Source organism: Collimonas rhizosphaerae (genome assembly GCF_038896935.1).
In the GTDB taxonomy this organism is placed as follows: Bacteria; Pseudomonadota; Gammaproteobacteria; order Burkholderiales; family Burkholderiaceae_D; genus Collimonas; species Collimonas rhizosphaerae.
In genome coordinates, this window is sequence record NZ_JBANDC010000012.1 from 74690 (window position 1) to 95750 (window position 21061).

The following is a 21061-nucleotide window of genomic DNA, read 5'->3' on the forward strand; positions in this document are numbered from 1 at the left end:
CCCTTTCGCAACATGCGAACAGGCAATAGGATCTGCTGGAAGTGCGGGGCGAGCTGTGTATAATGATAATCAAATTATCATTCATGCCTATCCATTCCATGGAATCGAAAACTGCGCGTCTCACAATCCTGATTGATCCGGTCAAGAAGAAGGCGTTCGACGAACTATGCCTTGCGCAAGACTTGACGCCATCCCAGGTGATCCGCCAGATGATCCGCGAGTACCTGGAGCGGCACGACGTCGATTACGCGACAAAAGCCGTTGTCAGGTCCCCGAAGCCAGGCAAAAAATAAGCTCCCGCCATCAGCCGGCGAAGTTTTTTTGCCAGGTCAGTCTTTACCGCCCCAAAAATAGTCTTTGCTGGTCTTGATCAGGTTTTCCGCATAGCTGCTCATTTTGGGTGATTTCCTGGCGTGCGGAGCGTGAGCATCGTGTTCCGTCAACTCCTGGCTATGGCTTAACGCCGATGCAAAATCCTCGCGATAATCGTCGGCGCCGATCAGTTCCAGCAGCCCGGCCCGCGCCAGCTTTGTTTTCACCTTGAGGTTGGCCTCGCACAATATCATCCGGACACCGCGCTTGCGCATGTTCAGCACCACCTCTTCCAAGGTCAGCAGCCCCGTCATGTCGACGAATGGGACCCAGCGCAGGCGCAGTATCAGTATCCGGGGCTCGGTATGGGTATGGACCAGCGCTCTTTCAAAGTTCTCGACGGCGCCGAAGAAAACCGGTCCTTCGATCGCATAGACCAGCACGCCGGGCGGCAGTGTTGTCCAGCCATGCTGGGCCAGTTCGGCTTTCAGTTCAAGCTCGGTAAAATGCTGCACCTCGACCGCCGCCGCCATCCTGCGCATGAATTGCATGATCGCCAGGATGACGCCGATGTTGACTGCCACCACCAGGTCCGTCAGCACTGTCAATAAAAAGGTCACCACCAAAATGACGACATCGGCGCGCGGCGCCCGGCGCAGCATTTTGGCGAAATGCTTCCATTCGCTCATGTTGTAGGCGACCACGAACAGGATTGCCGCAAACGCCGCCAAGGGGACATTTGTCGCCAGCGGCGCCAGGAGCACGATCACCAGGACCAGCATGCCGGCGTGGATGATGCCGGCCAGCGGGCTGCTGCCGCCGTTGCGGATGCTGGTTGCCGTGCGCGCTATGGCCCCGGTTGCGGCAAAGCCGCCGAACAGCGGCGTCACCATGTTGGCCAGCCCCTGGCCGATCAATTCCTGGTTCGAATCGTGTTTGCTGCCGACCATGCCGTCGGCCACTACCGCTGACAGCAGCGATTCGATCGCGCCCAGCATGGCGATCGTAAACGCCGGGCCTATCAGCTCGACTACCTGCGACATGGTAACGGCCGGGATCGAAAATGACGGCAAATGCTGCGGGATCTCGCCGAAGGCGCTGCCGATGGTGGCGACGCCGTTGAATTGGAAAATCGACTGCAGCACGGTGGCTCCCACCAGCGCCAGCAGCGGCCCAGGTATGCGCTTGAAGCGGCCAAGCCTGGACGGGCAGGTCGCCAGGCCCAGGCTGACCAGTGCAATGGCAGTCGTTGCAGGGTGCAGTTGCGGCAGGGCTTCAAGCAGATGCCAGAGTTTTTCATGGAAGTGCCCGCCGGGAATGGCCGGCAAGCCGAAAAAATCCTTCCATTGTCCGACCCAGATGATGACGGCGATGCCGGTGGTAAAGCCGACGATGACCGGCGCCGGAATAAATTTGATCACGCTGCCCATTTTGGCGATACCCATGAACAGCAGCATTGCGCCGGCCATCAAGGTGGCTATCTGCAAGCCGGAAATACCGTATTTGGCCGTAATGCCGGCCAGGATGACGATAAACGCGCCGGTGGGTCCGGCGATCTGGGCACGGCTCCCGCCAAACATCGACACCAGGAAGCCGGCGACGATTGCCGTGTACAGGCCCTGTTCGGGCCTGGCTCCCGAAGCAATGGCGAAAGCCATCGACAGCGGCAGCGCCACCACGCCGACGATCGCGCCGGCAATCACGTTGGGCAGCAGCTTGTCTCGTGCAAAGAGCCCCGCCTTGCGGGCTTCCAGGATATTAATCACACATCACCGTGGGTTATGCCGGAAAACGTATCGTTATTCGGAATGAGGCCGTGCAGTCCGCCGCCGCATGGACTACCAGGTCCTAATTTACACCATATGCGTATGCTATGATCATGTGTAATCATAGTATGATAATTGTATTATCATGTTTTGCAACACATGAAATCTTGCAGGTGCGAGTAATTAATGGACAAACTGGACAAACAAAGCCGGACAATCAAATTTTTCAGGGAACGCATCCCCGCATTTGCCTGCATTCCTGGATGCCACGATTGCTGCGGCCCGGTGCTGGCGTCCAGTGTTGAAATGGCGCGGCTGCCGCGCAAGAGTGAACAGGAACAGGATGCCGCGCTTGCCGCATTGAGCTGCCCGCATCTGGGAGCCGGCGGCTGCCAAGTATATGAGGAACGTCCGCTGGTTTGCAGGTTGTTCGGGACGACGCCCAGGCTGGCCTGTCCGAACGGCAAGCGGCCTGCGGTAATGGTCGCCCCCGCGCTCGAACAGCGGGTCTACCGCTATTTCGAGCAGGTACGCCACGTATTGGTGTGATTCCCGGTTTTATCCGATGACGTTGAAGACACAACCATGCTTTTAGATAATGTCCGCGAACTTTCAGCGTTTTCCAGCGACGGCAAACCATTCATTTATAAAAACGCGCATTCCGTCTCGCTGCAATTCGACAATACCGCAGTGCAAAGCGAAATGTACGTGGCCGCGCCTGATGCGCTCTTGCTTGGCTACACCGTGACAATGATGGGCTTCCTGCTGTTCAAGCATAGCCCCGGCACGATCGCCATGATCGGGCTGGGCGGCGGCTCGCTGGCCAAATACTGTTATCGCAACCTGCCGCACGCGGCTATCGTGGTTGCCGAAAATAACCCTGAAGTAATCGCATTAAAGGATCATTTCCACATTCCTGAGGATGACCGCCGGCTGCAGATCCGTTGCCAGGATGGACGCGACCTGGTGCGAGATGCCGACAGCGATTACGAGATCCTGCTGGTAGACGGATTCGACCACACGGGACAGCCGCCCCAGCTGTGCAGCCAGGCCTTCTACGACGACTGTTATCAGGCCCTGGCGCCGGAAGGCATCATGGCCGTCAATTTGCTGGGCAGCAGGGCAAACATGACGCACTACCTCGACCGCATTCAACGCAGCTTTGACGGTGCAGCGATCGCTGTCGAGGCCCTGGAATCGAGCAACATGATTGTGTTTGCATGCAAAGGAAAATCGCTGGAGATGCCGGACCAGGCGATCATGAACGGATTGAAAGACCTGGAGCTCCAGCATGCCCTGTTGCTTCGCATGACCGCACAAAACATATTGCGGCAGCGCCGGACCGATAAATTGATTGCGGCGCTGCATCTCTCCGCTGCACAACTGCGGGCAGGGTAAGAATCGGGATAACCAGAGATGCCGCGCCATTATTTGCGCCAACTATTACACTGTCCTTTGAAATACAAATCCGCTTGATCGATATCCGGTCAGCGGCACGCTGCGTACCCACATCACATGACGAACCTTAATCGCTTCGAACTGCTGCTCCACGAAAGTGGAGGAAAGCCCTTTGTCTTCGACCACGACGACATGCGCACGCTGCATTTCGATCATCAGTACATACAGAGCGCGATGTCGATTTCCGCACCTGACAAGCTGCTGCTGAGCTACACGCGGGCCATGATGGGTTTCCTGCTGTTCCAGGCAGCGCCAAAACACATCTTGATGGTTGGCCTGGGCGGCGGATCGCTGGTCAAGTATTGCTACCGGAATTTTCCTGCGGCCCGCATCACCGTGCTGGAGCTGCACGCTGAAGTCATTGCGTTGCGCGATCAATTCATGATCCCGGCGGATGACCAGCGCCTTCAGGTCATTCACGCAGACGCCGCAGCCTATATGCAAGCCCAGCAGGAAAACAGCGCCGATATTGTCATGCTGGACGGTTTTTCTGCCGATGGCCCCGCATCCGAACTAAGTACCAGCGACTTCTATAAAGCCTGCCTGCACTGCCTTGCTCCACAAGGTGTCCTGGTATCGAATTTGTGGGATCGCCCGACTCCCGCGGTTCCAGCTATTGCCCAGGCGTTGCTGGGAACCGATTGGCGCATATGGTGGTGCAGGACCGAGGACAGCCACAACTACATCGCCTTTTTCGTCAAAGGGAACGACGCCGGTGTGTTTCGGCCTGTGGTGCTCAATCGCGCGCAGAAATTGGATCAACGCTTTGATCTGCGGCTATCTGAACTGGTGCCTTCTTTCCAGCTCGTCAAGCATTTCTCGGAAGAAGCGTGATCAGACGGTTGCGGCCCCGGCATAAGAACACGACCAGGCATCCATAAGGCGCTCAGCGTTCCTTTGAATGCGCCTCAAGCAGCTGCTGATGGCGTGCTTCGGTCACCTCGTCGGCAGGGAACATGCATTCCAGGCGCAGCTCCTGCGCGGCGACATTTTGCGGTGTTCCGACACTCGTTACCATCGAAAAATAGCGAAGCACCACGCCTTCGCTGATGAAACCAAGCGGAATCACCGGCATCGCCGGCGCCGCGGACGGCGCATGATACGTGTTCCAGTCGCGCGGCACGCCGGGATACGCAAGCAGTTCATCGAGCAGGCCTCTGGTGCCGCCGTCAAGCACATGGCCGACCGATTCGCGATACACCCGTTGCAGCAGGCTGCGCGAGACATTGTCCCAATCGGCCACAAACGGACGCATGCCATGCGGATCGAAGATCAGGTGCAGCATGTTGCGCCGACCTTCTCGTGAATCCATATCGATGAAGCAGTTGAAAAAACGCGGTGCTGCATCGTTGGTCATCAGCACGTTCCAGTTACGGTCCATCACGATCGCGGGAAACGGTTCATGCTGGCGCATGACCCGCTCGAGCGCGCAGACCACGCTGTGCATCTCCTGTGCATTCCATGGCGCTTCAGAATACACAGGCGCGTAGCCGGCGGCGAGCAGCAGCGCATTGCGGTCGCGCAGCGGCACGTCGAGCGTTTGGGCGAGGGTCAGGACTGTGTGCCGGCCCGGTACGCTGCGCCCGCTTTCAATGAAGCTGATCTGGCGCTGCGAGACGCCGGCATCGAGCGACAGGTCGAGCTGGCTCACGCCACGCACGTCTCGCCAATAACGCAACAAATCGCCAAATTCGTTCGGCGGTGCTTTCGGATCGGCACTGGTGACGTTCATCGGGTTTCCTGATCAAGGCGGACAAATGCAACCGGCTCCGGATGTGGGCGCCTGCCACGCAAATTCCTCAAACGGTGTTTCGAGCGCCGGCCGGGTAACGCTGCCAGTGTAGTTCGTGATAGTAGATGCGGCAACCACCGCAATGACTTCGAGTATCTGTTCCGAGCTGAATCCGGCCTCGAGGAAGCGCCCCTGGTCCGATTCGGCAAGGCGGCCGCGTTTTTCGATCAGCGTACGCGCCAGCGTTGACAGTGCGGCCAACCTGGCGTCGCCAGGCAGGCCGCCATGCCGGATCGCATCGACATCCGCGGGATGCACGCCTTCCTTCAACGCGAGTGCGGTATGAAACGCGACCGGCCATTCACTGGCGTTCGTGACTGCGTTGGTCAGCAGCAGTACCTGGATCTGCGGCTCCGTCAGGCTGCTCGCATGCACGCGCTCGAACAGGCCGATGAAGCCGTTGATCAGCGCCGGTGAAGCGGCCATCGCGGCCGCGATGTTCGGGATCAGGCCGAACGCCTGTTGCAATTGCTGGAGCACCGGCTTCGATTGCGCGGGCGCGGATTCGATCGTGTGTACTGGGTAGCTGGACATGGTATCTCCTTGATGGTGAGCGCCGCCGGAACGGTGGCGCGATAGCCAAAGAGTAGGGGCAGCTGTGAGGTGCGGCAATTACATCGGATGTAATCGCCGCGCAGTCCGAGGCCCTGTCGGAAAAGTGTGGATTCGATCGGCTTAGCCGGCCTTCAGCGAAGCATCCCCGTTCAATGCCAACGGCAACGCCCTGGCCCATCGGTTAGCCGACAGCGAAAAGGTCAGCGCGCGAACCTGGTGGTACCACCCCGCAGGCACATACAGAAGTTCACCAGGCTGCATGAGGCATTCGATCATTGCCGCCTGGCGGGCAAGCGGAAATTTCTCGAAATCCGGCGCTTCGGGGTTGAACGGCGAACCGAACAAGATGGCGTTCGCCTCGCGCGGGTAAAGGAATTCGTCGTGGTGAGGCGGTGACAGCAAAATGCGCTTGCTGCCCCAGACCTGCGCAAAAATATTATCGTCGTAGTCGCAATGCAGCGGCGTCACCGTTCCCGACGGGCCAAGCCAGAAGCGCGGCGGGCCCATTTTATTAAAATAGGCGGGCCAGTGGCACAAGGCATTCAATTCACGTAATTCAAGATTGCCCAGGTACGGCGGCAGGTCCTGGGTGTCATTTGCGACGAGCTCAAGGTAGGCCAGCAGGGACATATCCTGCATCGCCCGGTCGGGCGCGAAGGCGGTATTGACATAGTCGCCAACCCTCGCGCGCACGTGCAGCTCGCCAAAGCGGTCGCGCAGCGTTTGCGGCGTAAGAGCGGACAGCGGCCATTTGCCGACAAGCCCGGTGATGACGAATGGCAGGCCTTTTGCTGCATGCATGCGGAATACGGCAGCGTCGAGCATGCCCATGCGCGGTACTGCGGAAATGGCAGGCAGATTGCGGCTCGCACGTTTGATCGCTTCACGCATTTCCTGTATTGAAGCGACGCCGCGAACCAGCGCATCCTTCCGCTCTCGCGCCTGTTTTTTGACAATGGCGTCTTCAGGCGACATGGCCGTCGATGACGGCCGGGGCGGCAGCAATCGTGGCGATCGGCGTGTCTCCCGCCGTTCTTGATTGCCGGTTACCGGTTTTTTCATATTTCAGTTTTCTATCGCTGTGCAGATTATCTTTTAATGGTGATTAACGGCGATGCGTATAAGTGCCGGAACGTCCATATGCAGGCATGTTGTTGGCCGTTACAATGTTTTCTTCTGGTTGTTTCGATGCAGTCGCTACAGGTTGATTTCGCCCGTTGCAGTCTTATCCGGCTGCGATCATCGCCTGGTTCGATTCAATTTATAGGTGACGTGTGCTGGTTCAGGTTTCGCCAGGCAGAAGACGTACGATCCGCCCCAGGTTATATCAAGCTCCGCAGGGTCGAATATCAGGGGGGATCCTTCTTGAAAGCGACGGTGCCAGCCGGCAGCCGAACCCAAGGATGCCTGCGGCAATCGTAGATCGAAAGCTGGGGCGCCGGAAAGCCAGGGTCGGCAAAAGCGCCCACGGCGACGCCTACGCTCCCGGCTACCCCTTCTTCGGTATGGAAAAGGTTGGTCCCGCATACCGGGCAGAACCGGAAAATGAATTTTGCTCCCTGATCGCCGGTACGGACATACTCGGTAGCTGAGCCGATGACCTTGTAGGGAGCGGCAAAACTGGCCAGGGCGGCGAAGACGCTGCCGGTTCTCTGCTGGCAAGCAAGGCAGTGGCAGATACCGATGCCGGTCGGCGCGCCTTGGACTTCAATGCGTAGCTGACCACAAGTGCAAGAGCCTATTCGGATGGGCATGGCCGTCTCGATGGATGGTTTTGATTAAACAGTTGGATGTCTGGACAAGCGAATTATCTACCCCGGATAAAATTTGCGCTATAGAATCCACTTTCACTGCTCCTTGAACGCCAACCGTGCCCTGCATTCCCCGGTGTGCCTGTGAGTTGCCGCATCCGGATGCAAATTGCCTGGCAAGGGCAGTTCCTCCGCGTCCGCCGCTCCATACAAGGCGGTAAGGAGTAGGGCGTAATAGCGAAGCGTATTACGCCGTATGGTTATATTCAGATAACGTAACATTGCTTATTGTTGTTGGCTCCAATTTCTTTGGCGTCGTTTCCCTCATTCACACATTCCACATGCGGCGTAATATGCTTCGCTATTACGCCCTACAGGATGCCCTTTACCGCGTTGAAATGTGGAGCGTCAATCTTGTGTTTGCAAAGAAGCGCCTTGAATTTCTTGGCGCAGGTGATCAGTCGCCCTCCCAAATTCTTTCAAATTTCCTATCCCGTTCATTCCAGTAAAAAACCGAGCTTGCGCTTTCAGACTTGAAATAAGAAATTGCCGGCAACCGGAAATCGAACGGTTTTTTCCCATCAGGACCACATTGTTTTTCAGATTCGGTGCACATCATTTCGTAAGTTCCAGGTGAATACAATTGCCGCAAGGTCAATATTCGAATACCGATCCGGCCAGCACCGCCCGGAGACGGGCATCGACGCGAGACAAACGAATTATTCCATAACAAGTAAGATATGAGCCGTTACTCATTTTCACCAGATGGCATCGTGACGATAAAAAAACGCCAATCATTAAAGCCGCGAAAGATTCCGCAACAATCACGCGCAGAACAAACCGTCGCCGCGATTCTGGAGGCGGCGGCACGCATTCTGGAAACCAAGGGACTGGAAGGGCTCAATACCAATCTTGTCGCGCAGCGCGCGGGTTTCAGCATCGGCTCCCTGTATCAATACTTTCCCGGCAAAGACGCGCTGATTGTCGCGCTGTGCCAGCGTGAGCGCGCCGTGTTCTTTGCAGAGGCTGAGGGCGCGCTCAGCGAAGCAACGGGTGAGGCGGCATTGCGGCGCCTGATTACCGCCTCCGTCCACCAGCAACTGCGGCGGCCGACGCTCGCGCGGCTGCTCGACTTCGAAGAAGGCCGTCCCGCCATTGCCAAGGAACTGGCGCCATTCATTACCGCCATGAGTGGATTGATCCGGCAGATCCTGGCGCATGAGGATATTCCGCCGCAGCCGGACGACGAGATAGCGGCCGACGACATCATCGCCATCGTGCGCGCCCTGGTAGATGCCGCGGGATACCGCGGCGAAGCCGATCGTGCGGACCTGGAATGCCGCGTACGCCGCGCCGTATTCGGATACCTGGGGATCGCCGATCGCCAGCCCGTAAAGCCACGCACCAGGAGATAGGCGGCTCCGGAATAGCGGGATGCCCGCGGAAATGTGAGTAATCGTCAAGCCGTTGCAGCGTTTCAAGCCGAAACCCTCCGCCAGGCGCTACAGGCAAGGGCCGGGCCCAATGTGAGTTTCAAAATCGAGTATTTGCTCGCAGAATGAACCCCGTGGAGAGCCACTCGATCAGCGCCGCCGCACAGGGCCTGATCGGCGACGTCTCCTTCCACGGTGCATTTCAACATTTCTACGAGACCGATCATGAACATTCATAAAGAAGCAAAACTGAATCACCTGAGTTTCCCTACCACCAACGTGGCCGAGACGGCTGCATTTTTCGAGAAATACCTCGGCTGCGAGATCGTCGCCGCCGGGGAGAGCTGCCTGCTCAAACGGAATGGTTTTGACATTGTCCTGGACCACGCCACGGAAGAAATGCCGGTCTGGCCCAAAAACTTCCACTTCGGCCTGGAGCTCGACAGCCTGGATGACGTCCATTCCCTCTACAAGGAATTCCTGGCAGGCGGCGTTCAGATGGAGACGGAGGTTTTCAACAACTCACGGGGATCACGCTTCTTTTGCCGCTCGCCTGGCGGCGTCCTGATCGAGGTCAATACGCGTGCCGACATGCAGAAACAGGAGCAATGGCAAAAATTGTTTTGATAGTGGCCTGATTGTCAATATTTGATATCGTTTTTTGCTAGGCAATTGTGTAGTTTTAATCAAGGGAGATATTGTTTAATATAGCCATCCCCGCGACAGGCTGAGGAGTGCTAATGTATGAGGCATTCTCCACGGGTTAAACCAGCAGTCATGGCAACTAACCAAGTTAAGTAGAAAGCGTCATGCTCAGATCTGCCGAGAATCCGATTCGCGTCGCCTTGCTGGACGATCACCCGATCGTTCGCCATGGTCTTGGCAAAAAATTTTCCAGGCAACCGGACTTTCATGTGGTGGGCATCTACGCCACCGGCCGCGAGATGATCGCCGGTTTGCGCTCGGCGCCGGCGGAAGTGCTGGTGGTTGATTTCTCGCTGGGGCCGACCGAAATCGACGGCATCAACCTGCTCCAGCTGCTGAAGATCAAATATCCATCGAGTAAGATACTGGTCGCTTCTTCGCACGACGATCTGGCCACGGTGGCACTCGTGATGCGGACCGGGGCCAAAGGATTTGTCGCCAAGGCGGAACCGCTCTCCGCGCTGGTGGCGGCAATCCGTATTGTGGCGGCGGGCGGCACGTATACCGGAGAGGCCGGGACAGCTTCAGCCGTGCAGCCCGAGTCGCCGGCATCTGCGGACAGCACCGCCGGCCCGGCGTCCGAATCGCACCAGAAAGAGCAGCCGCTGTCGCCGCGCGAACGCGAAGTCATACGCTGCTGCCTGGATGGCATGTCAGTCACTGAGATCGCCGAGAAATTCTCAAGGAGCCACAAGACCATCAGCAGCCAGAAGCAGTCTGCAATGAAAAAGCTGGGTTTGCGCGCCGACAGCGAGTTATTCGCGTTGCGTGACCAGGGCAAGGATTTGAACTGGTTCCTTGGTCCGCGCTAGCGGACAGCCTGGCGGCGCTGCAGCATTGAATGTATTGAGAGATCTTGAAGATGAACCGGACAGGACCGACGCCGCTGCGTATTGCATTGCTGGACGATCATACGGTCGTGCGGCATGCCTTGCTCGAACTATTGGGCGAAGCGCCGGATTTCCGTGTCGTCGGAGCGTTTGCCAGCAGCCGCGAGCTGATGGCGGCGTTGCGGACCGCGCCGGCGGAACTGCTGCTGGTCGATTTTGTGCTGGCGCCGGGCGATATCGACGGCCTGAACCTGATACGTGTTCTGTCCACGCGCTTCCCGGACAGCAAAATCCTGGTGGTGTCGGGGCATTACAATCCGGCCACGATAGCGCTGGCCTTGCGTGCCGGCGCGCGCGGCTTCGTCGGCAAGAACCAGCCGCTGTCCGACATTGTCGGCGCCATACGCACCGTCGCGCGCGGACATACTTATCTGAATCCGGCGCTGAAGGTCGAATTTTCCTATCTGCTGTCGGATGCCGCCGTGCAGGACGACACTGCGGCGGTTGCCGTTTCCGATGTCGAGCAAGACGCGTTTATCGGATTGTCCCCGCGTGAGCGGGAAGTACTGCAATGCTGCCTGAACGGATTGTCGGTTACCCAGATTGCTGAAAAATACGGCCGCAGCGTCAAGACCATCAGCACCCAGAAACATGCGGCGTTTCGCAAATTGGGAATCCGCAACGATAATGAGCTGTTCAAAATGCATCGTCAGGTAGGTTTGTCATGAATCGACGGATTCTGCAGTTTCTGTTATCGCTCGCATTGCTGCTCGTGGCGGCGGCCCGTGTTGCCTCCGCGGCGCCGAACCTGGACCTGTTCACTCCGGCCGAGCGCGCCTGGATCGCGGCGCATCCGGTGGTGCACATCGCCGTCGACCCCGACTGGCGCCCGCTCGAATACGTGGAGAACGGCGTACACAAAGGGCTGACAGCCGAATATGTAGCGGCGATCTCGGACCTGACCGGCATCCGGTTCTCGCTGGTGCCTGGCCAAAGCTGGGCCGACGCCCGGCAAGCCTTGATTGACGGGCGGGTCGATTTGCTGCCAGCGATTTCAAGGCAGTTTGCCCCGCCCAGCCTGAAAGACATCGTGCTGTTCAGCGAACCTTATTTCGTCGGATCTACCATCATCCTGGCGACGCAAGCCGAGCCGATCATCTTCGATGCGCGCAAATTGAATGGCAAGGTAGTGGCGATCAAAGGCGGCGGCGCCTACGAACGTCTGTTGCGCGGCCGTTTCCCGGAGATCCGCCTGCTGCCGCTGGAGAGCCCGGAAGCCGCCTTGCAGGCAGTGGCGGACGGCCGTGCGGCGGCCGCTGTCGGGGTGGATACGGCGATGTTGCCGTTGCTGCGCCGCAAGTATCTCGACACCTTGCATATCTCCGGCGCCATAGGCGATTTGCCGGCGACGGTATCGATGGGGGTGCGCAAGGAATTGCCCGAGCTGGCATCGATTGTCGAAAAGTCGCTGGAGTCCCTGACCGCCAGACAGACCGACAACATGGTGGAAAAATGGCTGAAGGGGACCGATTACGGCGCTCCTTCCTGGAGAACGCTGCTGAAATACTATGGCACCGAATTGATTTTTCTGGCAGTGGCGATTATCTTGATTTTGCTGTTTGCGCAGCGGGCCAGGAACGCACGCCGCGCAGCGGTCCAAAGCGAACAGACAAAAACAAGATTCCTGGCCGTGATGAGCCACGAGATACGTACGCCGATGAACGCCATCCTGTCGTCGGTAGAATTGTTGCGACGCTCGCCGCTGGACCGGCGCCAGCACGAACTGGCAGACATGGCGGGATCTGCCTCGGAAACGCTGCTGAACCTGCTGGACGATGTGCTGGACCTGTCGAAACTTGAAGCCCACCGGCTGCTGCTGGAGGAAGTGCCGACCGATATCTCCGCGCTGGCCCGGCAGGCCGCCGGCATGATGCGGGTCAAGGCGGAGGAAAAGAAGCTGGCGCTGCAGCTGGAGTTGCCGGAGCCAGGCGACCGGGATGTCGTCATCGATCCGGCGCGGGTCCGGCAGGTGCTGATCAATTTGCTGTCTAACGCCATCAAGTTTACCGACCGCGGCGGCGTTACGCTCTCCATCCGCCTGCTAGATGACGCGCCGGCGCCGCAACCGCAGGCAACGCTGCAGGTGGCCGTCGCCGATACCGGTATCGGCCTGTCCGCCGAGCAGCAGGCGCGCCTGTTCCAGCCGTTCGTCCAGGCCGACAGCTCGACCACGCGGCGTTATGGCGGGACCGGGCTGGGCCTGGTGATTTGCCGCGAACTGATCGAAGCGATGAAGGGAACGCTGGATTTTCATAGCGAAGCCGGAGTTGGCACCGTCGTCACGTTCTCGATCCCTGTCGCGATGCAGCCGCGCCTGTCCGTCCAACCTGCATCCGCAGGTGTCGTCGCACCGGCTGTTGCCGTCGCCGCGGCGGCCGCCGGCCCGACGATTCTTGTGGTCGACGACCATCCCAATAACCGCCAGGTAATCCAGCGTCAGCTGGAGGAATTGAACTGCAATGCGGTACTCGTTGCAGACGGTCCTTCGGCGCTGGCGTTATTGGAAACCAGGCAATTCCCGCTGGTATTGCTGGACTGCTACCTGCCCGGAATGGATGGTTACCAGGTAGCGCGCACGATTCGTGCGCGGGAACAGGGCAGCGGGCGCCACCAGCCGATCATCGCCATCTCGGCCGCGGTTGACACCGGCCATGTGCAGCGTTGCATGGAAAGCGGGATGGACGGCGTCTTGAAAAAGCCTTTGCGCCTGAATGAACTGCAATCGATCGTCGAGGCTTGGTGCGATGTCGAGCTGGCATTGCGCGAACATCCGCCAAGTTCACCTGTATCCGATCCCGTTGAACTGTTTCGCGATGCCGCGCAGCTGGATATGGCTGACATCGAGTGCGCGCTGGAAAGCGGCGATTTCGACATGCTGGCGCGCTACATCCACAGGATGAAAGGCGCCGCGCTGATCGCCGGCGAGTCGATGATCGCAGAGGCGAGCGGGCGGATGGAAGAGATATTGCGCAGCGCTTCGGCCGGCGATCGCGCTATGCTGGACAGCGTCTGTTCGGAGTTGCGCACGCAGGTTGCGCAGCTTTAGCGGCCTGGCTGGTTTATGTCGCCGGCACCGGGAGGTCAAGTCCCAGTGGCGCCAGTACACCCCGGAAAAATCACTTAACGGTGTTTTTTTGCAACCGGCGGCAAGCAATAAATGCGCGGCAACCCGGCAAAACCCGAAGCTATTGCATCGCCGCCTATTTTCATTATCTGGAAATATTCCACATACCCTGGATTGAAACCCATGTAAGCGTACTTGCCGGCCAGCTCGTCCGGGGTATTGTCCCCCATGAAGGCGGTTGCCTTGCTGGTGGTGATCCTGAGGAAAGAGCCGATCGTGCTGTACTCGAATTCGGTGGCACGGTGCAGGGTGGTTTTGATGTCGGGTTTTCCTGCAGATTCTTGCAGCAGCGCTCCTGTGAAACGCATGACGCCGGTGCCATCGGCATGATAATGGCTCGATACCCGTGCAAATGCGCGAATCATGTTCCCTGGGAAAATCCTGTTGATTTCATATGACGATTGACAGGACCAGTCGACGCGGTTGAGGGAATTCTGCAAAGAAAAGACAATCCACGGCACAACCATGACGAACAGGGCGACGGGAAATAGCCATTGCTTTTTCATATGTCGGCCTCGTCAATGATCACATAGGATACGCAATCGGCATCACTGTTTTCAATGGCGTTGCGGCATAGGAAATAGCTGAATACGTTATTGGCGTGCGCGCCATTGATGTATACATTCCAGTCAGGTTTTGAGGGCAGCAAGCGGGGTGGATTTTTTTCCAGCATGCTGATCTTCTGGGCGATAAATTCGGTTCGATCGGAAAAGCCTTCTTCTATGAAATGCCGGATTTTCTCCCCGGTCTTGACTGGGACATAGCTGGCATGGGGTGCTTTCTGGAACAGGTTGCGCTGCAAATCCGGTGCGAACATGAATGCCGCAATCGTGCTTGATATGGCCAGCGCAACAAGCGCTGCATAGGTTCTGCCTGCCTGCCGGCGTGACACCGCCGGCTGAGCTATGTCAGGCGCCATGGATGGTGGAAATTTGTCTGCCTCATTTGGCGGGGCGTCAACCGGCCATGTGGGATCGGCCGGTAAAACCGGGGCGGGGGGCTGATCGTCTTTTGCGCCGCGCATAAAGAAGGTGTCGGAAGTTTTGTAGCCGATACGCGGAATCGTGACGACGCTATCGGCCTTGATGCCGAATGCGGCGAAACATTTCCGGATATGTGCAATAGCCTGGTTGACGTTGTTGGTGGAGACGACGTTCCCATATTGTCCCCAGCCGCCCTCCAGCAAATCCTTTTTAGTGACGACTTGTCCTTTTGCTTCCAGCAGGATAAGCAGGCAGCGGCTCGCGGCGGCGCCGAGTTGAATGACGTGCTCCGGCTCATTGGCCGACGTAAGTTCGAAATATTCGTCGTCGAAATAGGCAAGACCGCAAATCAGATATTTTGCCATTCGTTCTTTCAAACGTTATGTGTTGAGTGTACCTGGCTGCACTGCGCTCCCGATACTCGCTTCACCGCGTGCGCCGATCGGATCATCGCTGAGTTGCTTTTCGTTTGACCGCATTATAGACAGAGTTCCAAGTAGAAAAAAACAGAAGAGATTCGGAGACTCCGGGCCGGATACGGCATTCTCCAAGTCCTTGGTCAATTTCCCTGACACTAATCTGCTGCCAAAAACTATCGATGGCGGCCGGCACTTTTGTTCCAGCCATGGGGAGCTGGCGCGTGACTCCAAGGGGTTAAGCTGCGCTCAAATTCAAGGCGAGCAGCCATTAGGCAGGTTCAACCGGCTGGCGCCTCCTTGGCATTGCTGGAGATTGCATTCCATGTCTCCTTGTCCTGCATGAGTATCCATATGCCCGTAACCAAAAATCCTAAAAACAGTCCCAATATCGCTGCAGTGCCGATTTTTGGGAAAGCAGGATGCGTAGGCACGTAGATGGCGGTCACCGCTCTTGTGTTGAAGGTTCTGTGCGGATCGAGTTTTTCATTCAGGGCATTGATTTTTTCGCGGAAAATTTGCAGTTCTACCGTGTTGGAACGCAGCATGGAGGCGAGGATGATATCTTCAGAAATGTTTTTTTCAGCGGCTCCCGAAGCATCCATTCTTTGCCGCAGTTCAAGAAGGATCGCCCGCTCGTCTTCCTTTTTTTCCAGCGCATCCTTTGCGGCGGCAATATCCTCTTTCAATTTCGCCAGGGATGGCCTCAACAACTCTTCGTGTTCCGTTTGCAGTACCTCGAATGCCCTGCTCAGATTTTCTTTCGCTTCGCTTGGTGTTTGGCCATTGACTGTCATTTTTACCAGGTCCCCGTCTCTGGTCATGTCGGCAGACAATGTCTTTTTTACGATATTTCTACGCTCATTGGGAAATTCGGCAATCCGAAGCCTTTGCGATTGCACTACCTTGACCGGGAAATTTGGAAAATTGATGCGCTGGACAACATCGTTGGGCTTTGCCAGCAAATTGGCCGCGGACTCAACTTGTCCTATCTTGAAAAGCAAGGTAGCCGGCCATTGCTTCGGTAGCATCAGCGCGATGCCGGCAGCAATCAGTGCCCCCAGCAGAGCGGAAACGGCGAGCGAGCTGAAATGCTGTTTTAAAGAGAAAAGTATTGTCGGTGATAAGGTTTCTGTTTTTTTTGTAAGACTCACTCGCATTTCCCTATTTGCAAAAAATAATTTGCCTGTTTATTACAAACTGTAAGGTTGGGTGCATGGATCAAGATAAAGATTGAGAGATTTCCGGAAAGGTAAAGCACGTCAAGAAAATTTCCGTCTTCATTTACTGACTAATCCGACCCAATGTGATGTCGACAGCAAAGTATCTTGAGAAATATTATGTTCGACTCGTCTGTAAAAGGTCGCTTTGGCCCCGGCGTAAATAGCCCGCTTTTCCCTTTTTAAAATGACGCGCTTTCTTTCGTGATCGGCATATTCTGCAATTCTTTCGAGCATTGCCATAAGGGTGTCGTCGCCGTCAACGTTATCTACCAATTGCCGCCAGAAATTGGATTCATTCCAGCGCCTGAAGCGCATATAAATATTTGAACGGGCTCCAAACTCTGGCGGCAGATCTACCCAGACGTTGTATTTATTGGAAATAAACCACAAAATGGCATCGATGAACTTGCGATTGTTTCTAGCGCGAGCCACTCCCATCCCCATTCCCCGCAAAAAAGGCTCTAACTGCCGCCACTGGTCATCTCCGAGTTTCATGATTGGATTTTGCATAAAATTTATCGACCTCGCTCTAAGTTAAAAACTGATGTTGATCAGGTTCCTATTGCATTTGGATGTGGACTTGCGGTGCGGCCAAAACGTTCAAGCGGCGTTTGGCTACAAAAATTCTAACTAAAACAACCGCAGGGAAAATCTTGCTGAAATTAAAGTCATTGATTTTCATGACAATTCACAAGGTTTCATAGAAGCCCTCCGCTGTGGCCTAAAAAGCGCGTCTCGGGAAATGTGGCCTGGACGGGGGCCTGGATAGGGAATTCATGCGCAGGCTGGGTGCGGCGATTTTCGGATATTGATTGAAAGAGGCTTTGAAATCATTTTATTGAATCATGCGGTTTCACAGCTTTGACGGTTGCCGCAAGTTTTCAGAAAATCGAGGGCTATTAAAAAACAAGCCAGGCGGTTGCAAACTGGTTCATGAAACGACGACTCGGTATTTATGTTTTGCGCATCCTCGGTCAAATCGAATTCCGATAATCTCGCCGGCCCCCATGGATTATTTAAAATCCCATTTCATCTGGTTGGCGATAGAGATATTCCGGGTGCTGGTCGCGCACAAGCCGATATATTCCGTCAATGGCGGCGCGCTGGCCACGCCTTCAGCCAGCAGGTTGCGGTTGCTGAAGACGTAATTGAGCCTGGCGAATTCCCCATATAGTTTCAAAGCCTTGGCCAGCAGCCGCGGATTGCAGTCGGGAATGCGGACCTTGATGCGCGGTATCAGCTGGTCTATCTGTCCGACTTCGATCCGCTCATAGTCGCGGCCATACACCCCCTTGCGCCCGCCGGCCGCCAGCGCCAGGTCGAGTTGGCGGAAGGAGCGGCTGGACTGGATCCCGGCCGACAGGTGGAACACCGGCTGCGCCAGGGTTTCCTTGAGTGCCAGGTGCAGGATGGCGCGGGCGCACCAGTCGACCGGCACGACGTCGATCTTGTCATCCAGCGAGGTGGTCAGCACGCCGAGTTTCTGCCACACCATGAACACCCAGAAAATGCTTTGCGACGGCGTACAGCCGAGCCGGGTATGGCCGACCACGATGGAGGGGCGCAGCACCACCAGCGGCAGGTCGGGAAAATGTTCCCGCAGGCGTCGTTCGCCGATGGCTTTGGAACGGGTGTACGGCACCAGGTGGTGTTCCTGCGCCAGCGGCAGGCTCAGCATTTCGGGAATGCTGTTGTCAGCCGCGGAATGGCTGCCGCAAGCCATGGCGGTGCCTATATAGAGGAAACGCCGCAGCCGCGGCCGGCCTTCCATCAGCGCCGCCAGCGCCAGCGTGCCGTCAATATTGGTTTTTCCCAGCGCCGGATGGTCGGCGAACGTCGCCAGCGCCGCGCAGTGGATTACGGTCGACACCTGTTCCAGGCGCGGATCGAGGGCGACGCCGGCCAGCTCCGGCAACTCGGCGCACAGCACCTGCTGCGAACTCAGCTGCGCCAGGTCGGCGTCGCTGGCGCCGATCTGCTTGAGCTGGATCCACAGGCGTTCCAGGGCCTGCCTCGGATTCGGCGCCCGCACCATCAGCAGCAGGCGATGCGCCAGCCCGGCCTGGATTGCTTCCACCGCGGTGGCGCTGCCCAGGAAACCGGTGGCGCCGGTGATCAGGATCAGGTCGTCGCTGGCCATGTTCAGCAACTGGCGACGTACGCGGCGGCCAAGGTGTGCAGCGTCCAGTTCTTGTCGGACTGGCGGTTCCAGCCAAGGCTGGCGCTCACTTCGTATAGCCCGCTATTGGGCTCGAAAGCGGCGTAGCCGGAATTGAGAGGTTTTTTCATTGTCGGCTTTCTAATCGTATTGTGCACGCTGTGCTGCTAGGGAATGGCCATGCCGGATCGGTCAAGCAAGTAGTATCCGCGAGCGATATGAAGGAAACATGAGCCATTCGTTAACGTTTGCTGAAGACGCTATGAGCCGTTTAAAAGCAGACCCTTCAGCTTTTCTTCACGTTAGAGTGTTTAAATACGGGCTTATGAAAATACTGTTGATCGAAGACGACCTGGACCTCGGCAACGGCGTGCGCATCGCCTTGTCCGACCACGGCATGGACGTGGTGTGGGTGCGCCAGCTGGAGGATGCGCTGCGCCACCTGGAATCCGACGCCTGCGACCTGGTGCTGCTCGACCTCGGCTTGCCCGACGGCGACGGCCTGAGCCTGCTGACCCGCTTGCGCCGCGACAAGAAGGGCCTGCCGGTGATCATCCTGAGCGCCCGCGATGCGGTCAGCGACCGCCTGCTCGGCCTCGACAGCGGCGCCGACGATTACCTGGTCAAACCCTTCGTGCTGGCTGAACTGCTGTCGCGCGTGCGCGCCCTGGCGCGGCGCAGCTACGGCTTCGATGGCGAAACCATGGAGCTGCGCGGCCTGTCGCTGCATGCGCCGACCCGCCGCGTCACCGTGCAAGAGCGGCCGGTGGAGCTCACCGCCAGCGAATACGCCTTGCTCAGCACCTTGCTGATCCGCGCCGACCGCGTGGTGACGCGCCGCATCTTGGAAGACCTGGCGCTGCCCGGCGGCCAGGGCAACGCCAGCAACACCCTGGATGTGCACATGGCGAACCTGCGGCGCAAGATCGGCGACGGCTATATCCGCACCGTGCGCGGCGTCGGTTTCGTGATAGACCTGCAGGCGCCGGCCCGCAGCGCCCGCAAATGATGCGCCGCTGGTGGAGCGGGCTGGTGCGGCCGACCCTGGTGCGGCGCCTGCTGCTGGCGCAGATGCTGTTGCTGACGCTGCTGTGGAGCCTGTTTATCGGCTACGCCATGTTCGAGACCAGCCGGGCGCCGGGCCCGATCAGCCTTGACCGCACGTATGAGGCAATATTCGGCGTTGTCGAGAACCTGGCCGACAATCCCGAGCGCCAGCACAATGTGCTGCGCCTGATCGACCAGGCGGTGCGCGAAGGCTACGGCGTCGGCGGCAATACGCCGAAGCTGTCGCCCAGCATCCAGGTGCGGCAAGCCGGGAAACTGATTTACCAGTCCGAGGATACGCCAGGCGGCATCCGCAACCGGCGCCTCGGCCAGCCCGAAACCCTGTATGTCGACGGCGTGCGCTGGCGCGCCCGCACCGTGCAATCGCGGCAGTCCGATACCAGCGTCACCATGATCGTGCCGGCGGACGGCATGGAAATGCTGATCGACATGAATTCGCGCGGCTATTATTCCTTGCCCTTGTTGATCAGCCTGCCGTTCCTGCTGCTGCCGGCCTGGCTGTCGATCCGCATGGCCTTGCGTCCCTGGAGCCGGGTGGCGCGCGAAGTGGCCGCGCGCGGTCCGCAGAACCTGGCGCCCCTGGAATACAAGCCCAAGCACCTGGAACTGAGTTCCATGGTGGACCGGATCAATGCCTTGCTGCAGCGCATGAGCGACAGCGTAGAGCGGGAACGCAATTTCATCGCCGACGCCGCGCATGAACTGCGTACCCCGCTGGCCGCCATGCGGGTCAATGTGGAAGCCTTGCAAAGCCAGGCCGGCAACCAGCGCCAGCAGGAACTGCTGGCGGGGATATTGAGCAGCAACAGCCGCGCCACCAGGCTGGTCGGCCAGCTGCTGATGCTGATGCGCAGCGATCCCACCGCCAGCATCGCGCTGGAGCGGCTCGACCTCGGCGTGCTGCTGCAGGACCGGCTGGCCGTCTTGTCGAACCTGGCCCAGCTGCGGCAGATCGAGCTGGAGCTGACGTCCGAAGGCCGGTGCTACATCCTCGGCCATCGCGACAGCCTGGTGTCGCTGATCGACAACCTGGTCGACAATGCGATCAAATACAGCCCGCCGGGCGCTACCGTGTTCGTCAGCCTGCACAGCAACCTGACCCAGGTCGTGCTGAACGTGGCGGACCAGGGACCGGGCATTGCGCCGGCGCTGCGCGAACGCGTGTTCGACCGGTTTTTCCGCAATCCGGACCAGACCCAGAGCGGCAGCGGGCTGGGCCTGACGATCGTCAAGTCGGTGGCGCACCAGCACAGCGCGTTTGTTCGGCTCAACGCCGCCGACGACGACCAGGGTTTGCTGGTCGAAGTCAGGTTTCCATGGGCGTCGGCGTGACCGCGGCGCCAGGACGGCAGCGGCAAAAAGACAACAGGAGCGTGTTGTTCAAACGATAAAATTGCCATATAGACATAGAGATGCTGTATCCTCGC

Annotated in this window: 22 protein-coding genes; 11 read left to right on the forward strand and 11 right to left on the reverse strand. The window is 57.9% G+C overall.

The genetic code is table 11. The annotated features are described in order from the left end of the window. Positions 1–98: 98 nt before the first annotated feature. Positions 99–293, forward strand: coding sequence for a ribbon-helix-helix protein, CopG family (locus V8G57_RS17360; RefSeq protein ID WP_092401058.1), 195 nt, complete (start codon positions 99–101; stop codon positions 291–293). Positions 294–329: 36 nt separating this feature from the next. Here V8G57_RS17360 and V8G57_RS17365 read toward each other — a convergent pair whose 3' ends face one another. After that, positions 330–2078 carry a SulP family inorganic anion transporter gene (locus tag V8G57_RS17365; protein WP_342830433.1) on the reverse strand — a complete coding sequence of 583 codons (1749 nt, stop codon included), beginning with the start codon at positions 2076–2078 and terminating at the stop codon, positions 330–332. 186 nt (positions 2079–2264) lie between these two features. Between V8G57_RS17365 and V8G57_RS17370 the strand changes: the two genes are divergently transcribed. The 3 genes from V8G57_RS17370 (at position 2265) to V8G57_RS17380 (ending at position 4370) form a co-directional block, all read left to right on the forward strand. Continuing rightward, on the forward strand, positions 2265–2627 hold the full coding sequence (locus V8G57_RS17370; protein ID WP_342830434.1) for a YkgJ family cysteine cluster protein: 363 nt from the start codon (positions 2265–2267) through the stop codon (positions 2625–2627). Positions 2628–2663: 36 nt separating this feature from the next. After that, positions 2664–3476, forward strand: coding sequence for a fused MFS/spermidine synthase (locus V8G57_RS17375; protein WP_342830435.1), 813 nt, complete (start codon positions 2664–2666; stop codon positions 3474–3476). Positions 3477–3593: 117 nt separating this feature from the next. Continuing rightward, a complete protein-coding gene (locus V8G57_RS17380; RefSeq protein WP_342830436.1) occupies positions 3594–4370 on the forward strand; it encodes a fused MFS/spermidine synthase in 777 nt (258 codons plus the stop codon). Positions 4371–4422: 52 nt separating this feature from the next. Here V8G57_RS17380 and V8G57_RS17385 read toward each other — a convergent pair whose 3' ends face one another. The 4 genes from V8G57_RS17385 to V8G57_RS17400 form a co-directional block, all read right to left on the reverse strand. After that, positions 4423–5268: a helix-turn-helix domain-containing protein gene (locus V8G57_RS17385; protein ID WP_342830437.1), complete on the reverse strand. Its 846-nt coding sequence runs from the start codon at positions 5266–5268 to the stop codon at positions 4423–4425. A gap of 12 nt (positions 5269–5280) precedes the next feature. Beyond that, positions 5281–5862 (reverse strand): carboxymuconolactone decarboxylase family protein, encoded by a 582-nt coding sequence (locus tag V8G57_RS17390; protein WP_342830438.1) that lies wholly within the window; start codon positions 5860–5862, stop codon positions 5281–5283. 141 nt (positions 5863–6003) lie between these two features. Beyond that, positions 6004–6945 (reverse strand): cupin-like domain-containing protein, encoded by a 942-nt coding sequence (locus V8G57_RS17395; protein ID WP_342830439.1) that lies wholly within the window; start codon positions 6943–6945, stop codon positions 6004–6006. Between the two features lie 287 nt (positions 6946–7232). Then, positions 7233–7637 carry a GFA family protein gene (locus tag V8G57_RS17400; protein WP_342830440.1) on the reverse strand — a complete coding sequence of 135 codons (405 nt, stop codon included), beginning with the start codon at positions 7635–7637 and terminating at the stop codon, positions 7233–7235. A gap of 737 nt (positions 7638–8374) precedes the next feature. Here V8G57_RS17400 and V8G57_RS17405 point away from each other — a divergent pair. The 5 genes from V8G57_RS17405 (at position 8375) to V8G57_RS17425 (ending at position 13708) form a co-directional block, all read left to right on the forward strand. Beyond that, positions 8375–9049, forward strand: a complete 675-nt coding sequence (locus tag V8G57_RS17405; RefSeq protein WP_342830441.1) for a TetR/AcrR family transcriptional regulator — start codon at positions 8375–8377, stop codon at positions 9047–9049. 243 nt (positions 9050–9292) lie between these two features. After that, a complete protein-coding gene (locus V8G57_RS17410; RefSeq protein ID WP_342830442.1) occupies positions 9293–9694 on the forward strand; it encodes a VOC family protein in 402 nt (133 codons plus the stop codon). Positions 9695–9876: 182 nt separating this feature from the next. Then, positions 9877–10584, forward strand: coding sequence for a response regulator (locus tag V8G57_RS17415; protein ID WP_342830443.1), 708 nt, complete (start codon positions 9877–9879; stop codon positions 10582–10584). A gap of 50 nt (positions 10585–10634) precedes the next feature. Further along, on the forward strand, positions 10635–11330 hold the full coding sequence (locus V8G57_RS17420; protein WP_092400345.1) for a response regulator transcription factor: 696 nt from the start codon (positions 10635–10637) through the stop codon (positions 11328–11330). Beyond that, positions 11327–13708: an ATP-binding protein gene (locus V8G57_RS17425; protein WP_342830444.1), complete on the forward strand. Its 2382-nt coding sequence runs from the start codon at positions 11327–11329 to the stop codon at positions 13706–13708. Before V8G57_RS17420 ends, V8G57_RS17425 begins: the two co-directional genes overlap by 4 nt. Positions 13709–13782: 74 nt before the next feature. On the opposite strand, the gene V8G57_RS17430 is transcribed toward V8G57_RS17425, so the two are convergent. The 6 genes from V8G57_RS17430 to V8G57_RS17455 all read right to left on the reverse strand — a co-directional run bounded on the left by V8G57_RS17430 (position 13783) and on the right by V8G57_RS17455 (position 18697). After that, positions 13783–14292 carry a hypothetical protein gene (locus V8G57_RS17430; protein ID WP_342830446.1) on the reverse strand — a complete coding sequence of 170 codons (510 nt, stop codon included), beginning with the start codon at positions 14290–14292 and terminating at the stop codon, positions 13783–13785. Further along, positions 14289–15134, reverse strand: a complete 846-nt coding sequence (locus V8G57_RS17435; protein ID WP_342830447.1) for a transcriptional regulator — start codon at positions 15132–15134, stop codon at positions 14289–14291. Before V8G57_RS17435 ends, V8G57_RS17430 begins: the two co-directional genes overlap by 4 nt. Before the next feature lie 332 nt (positions 15135–15466). Continuing rightward, a complete protein-coding gene (locus tag V8G57_RS17440; protein ID WP_342830448.1) occupies positions 15467–16339 on the reverse strand; it encodes a hypothetical protein in 873 nt (290 codons plus the stop codon). A 126-nt stretch (positions 16340–16465) separates the two neighbouring features. Continuing rightward, on the reverse strand, positions 16466–16918 hold the full coding sequence (locus V8G57_RS17445; protein ID WP_092400243.1) for a transposase: 453 nt from the start codon (positions 16916–16918) through the stop codon (positions 16466–16468). Positions 16919–17420: 502 nt separating this feature from the next. Further along, complete coding sequence (locus V8G57_RS17450) at positions 17421–18548, reverse strand: SDR family oxidoreductase (RefSeq protein WP_342830449.1); 1128 nt, start codon at positions 18546–18548, stop codon at positions 17421–17423. 2 nt (positions 18549–18550) lie between these two features. Continuing rightward, positions 18551–18697 (reverse strand): hypothetical protein, encoded by a 147-nt coding sequence (locus tag V8G57_RS17455; RefSeq protein ID WP_342830450.1) that lies wholly within the window; start codon positions 18695–18697, stop codon positions 18551–18553. Between the two features lie 194 nt (positions 18698–18891). Here V8G57_RS17455 and V8G57_RS17460 point away from each other — a divergent pair, with 194 nt between their 5' ends. Continuing rightward, a complete protein-coding gene (locus V8G57_RS17460) occupies positions 18892–19575 on the forward strand; it encodes a response regulator (protein WP_092400247.1) in 684 nt (227 codons plus the stop codon). Further along, the gene (locus tag V8G57_RS17465; protein WP_342830451.1) at positions 19572–20966 is read left to right on the forward strand and encodes a sensor histidine kinase; all 1395 of its coding nucleotides are present in this window, start codon (positions 19572–19574) and stop codon (positions 20964–20966) included. The genes V8G57_RS17460 and V8G57_RS17465 overlap by 4 nt, the downstream gene beginning before the upstream one ends. Positions 20967–21061 lie beyond the last annotated feature (95 nt).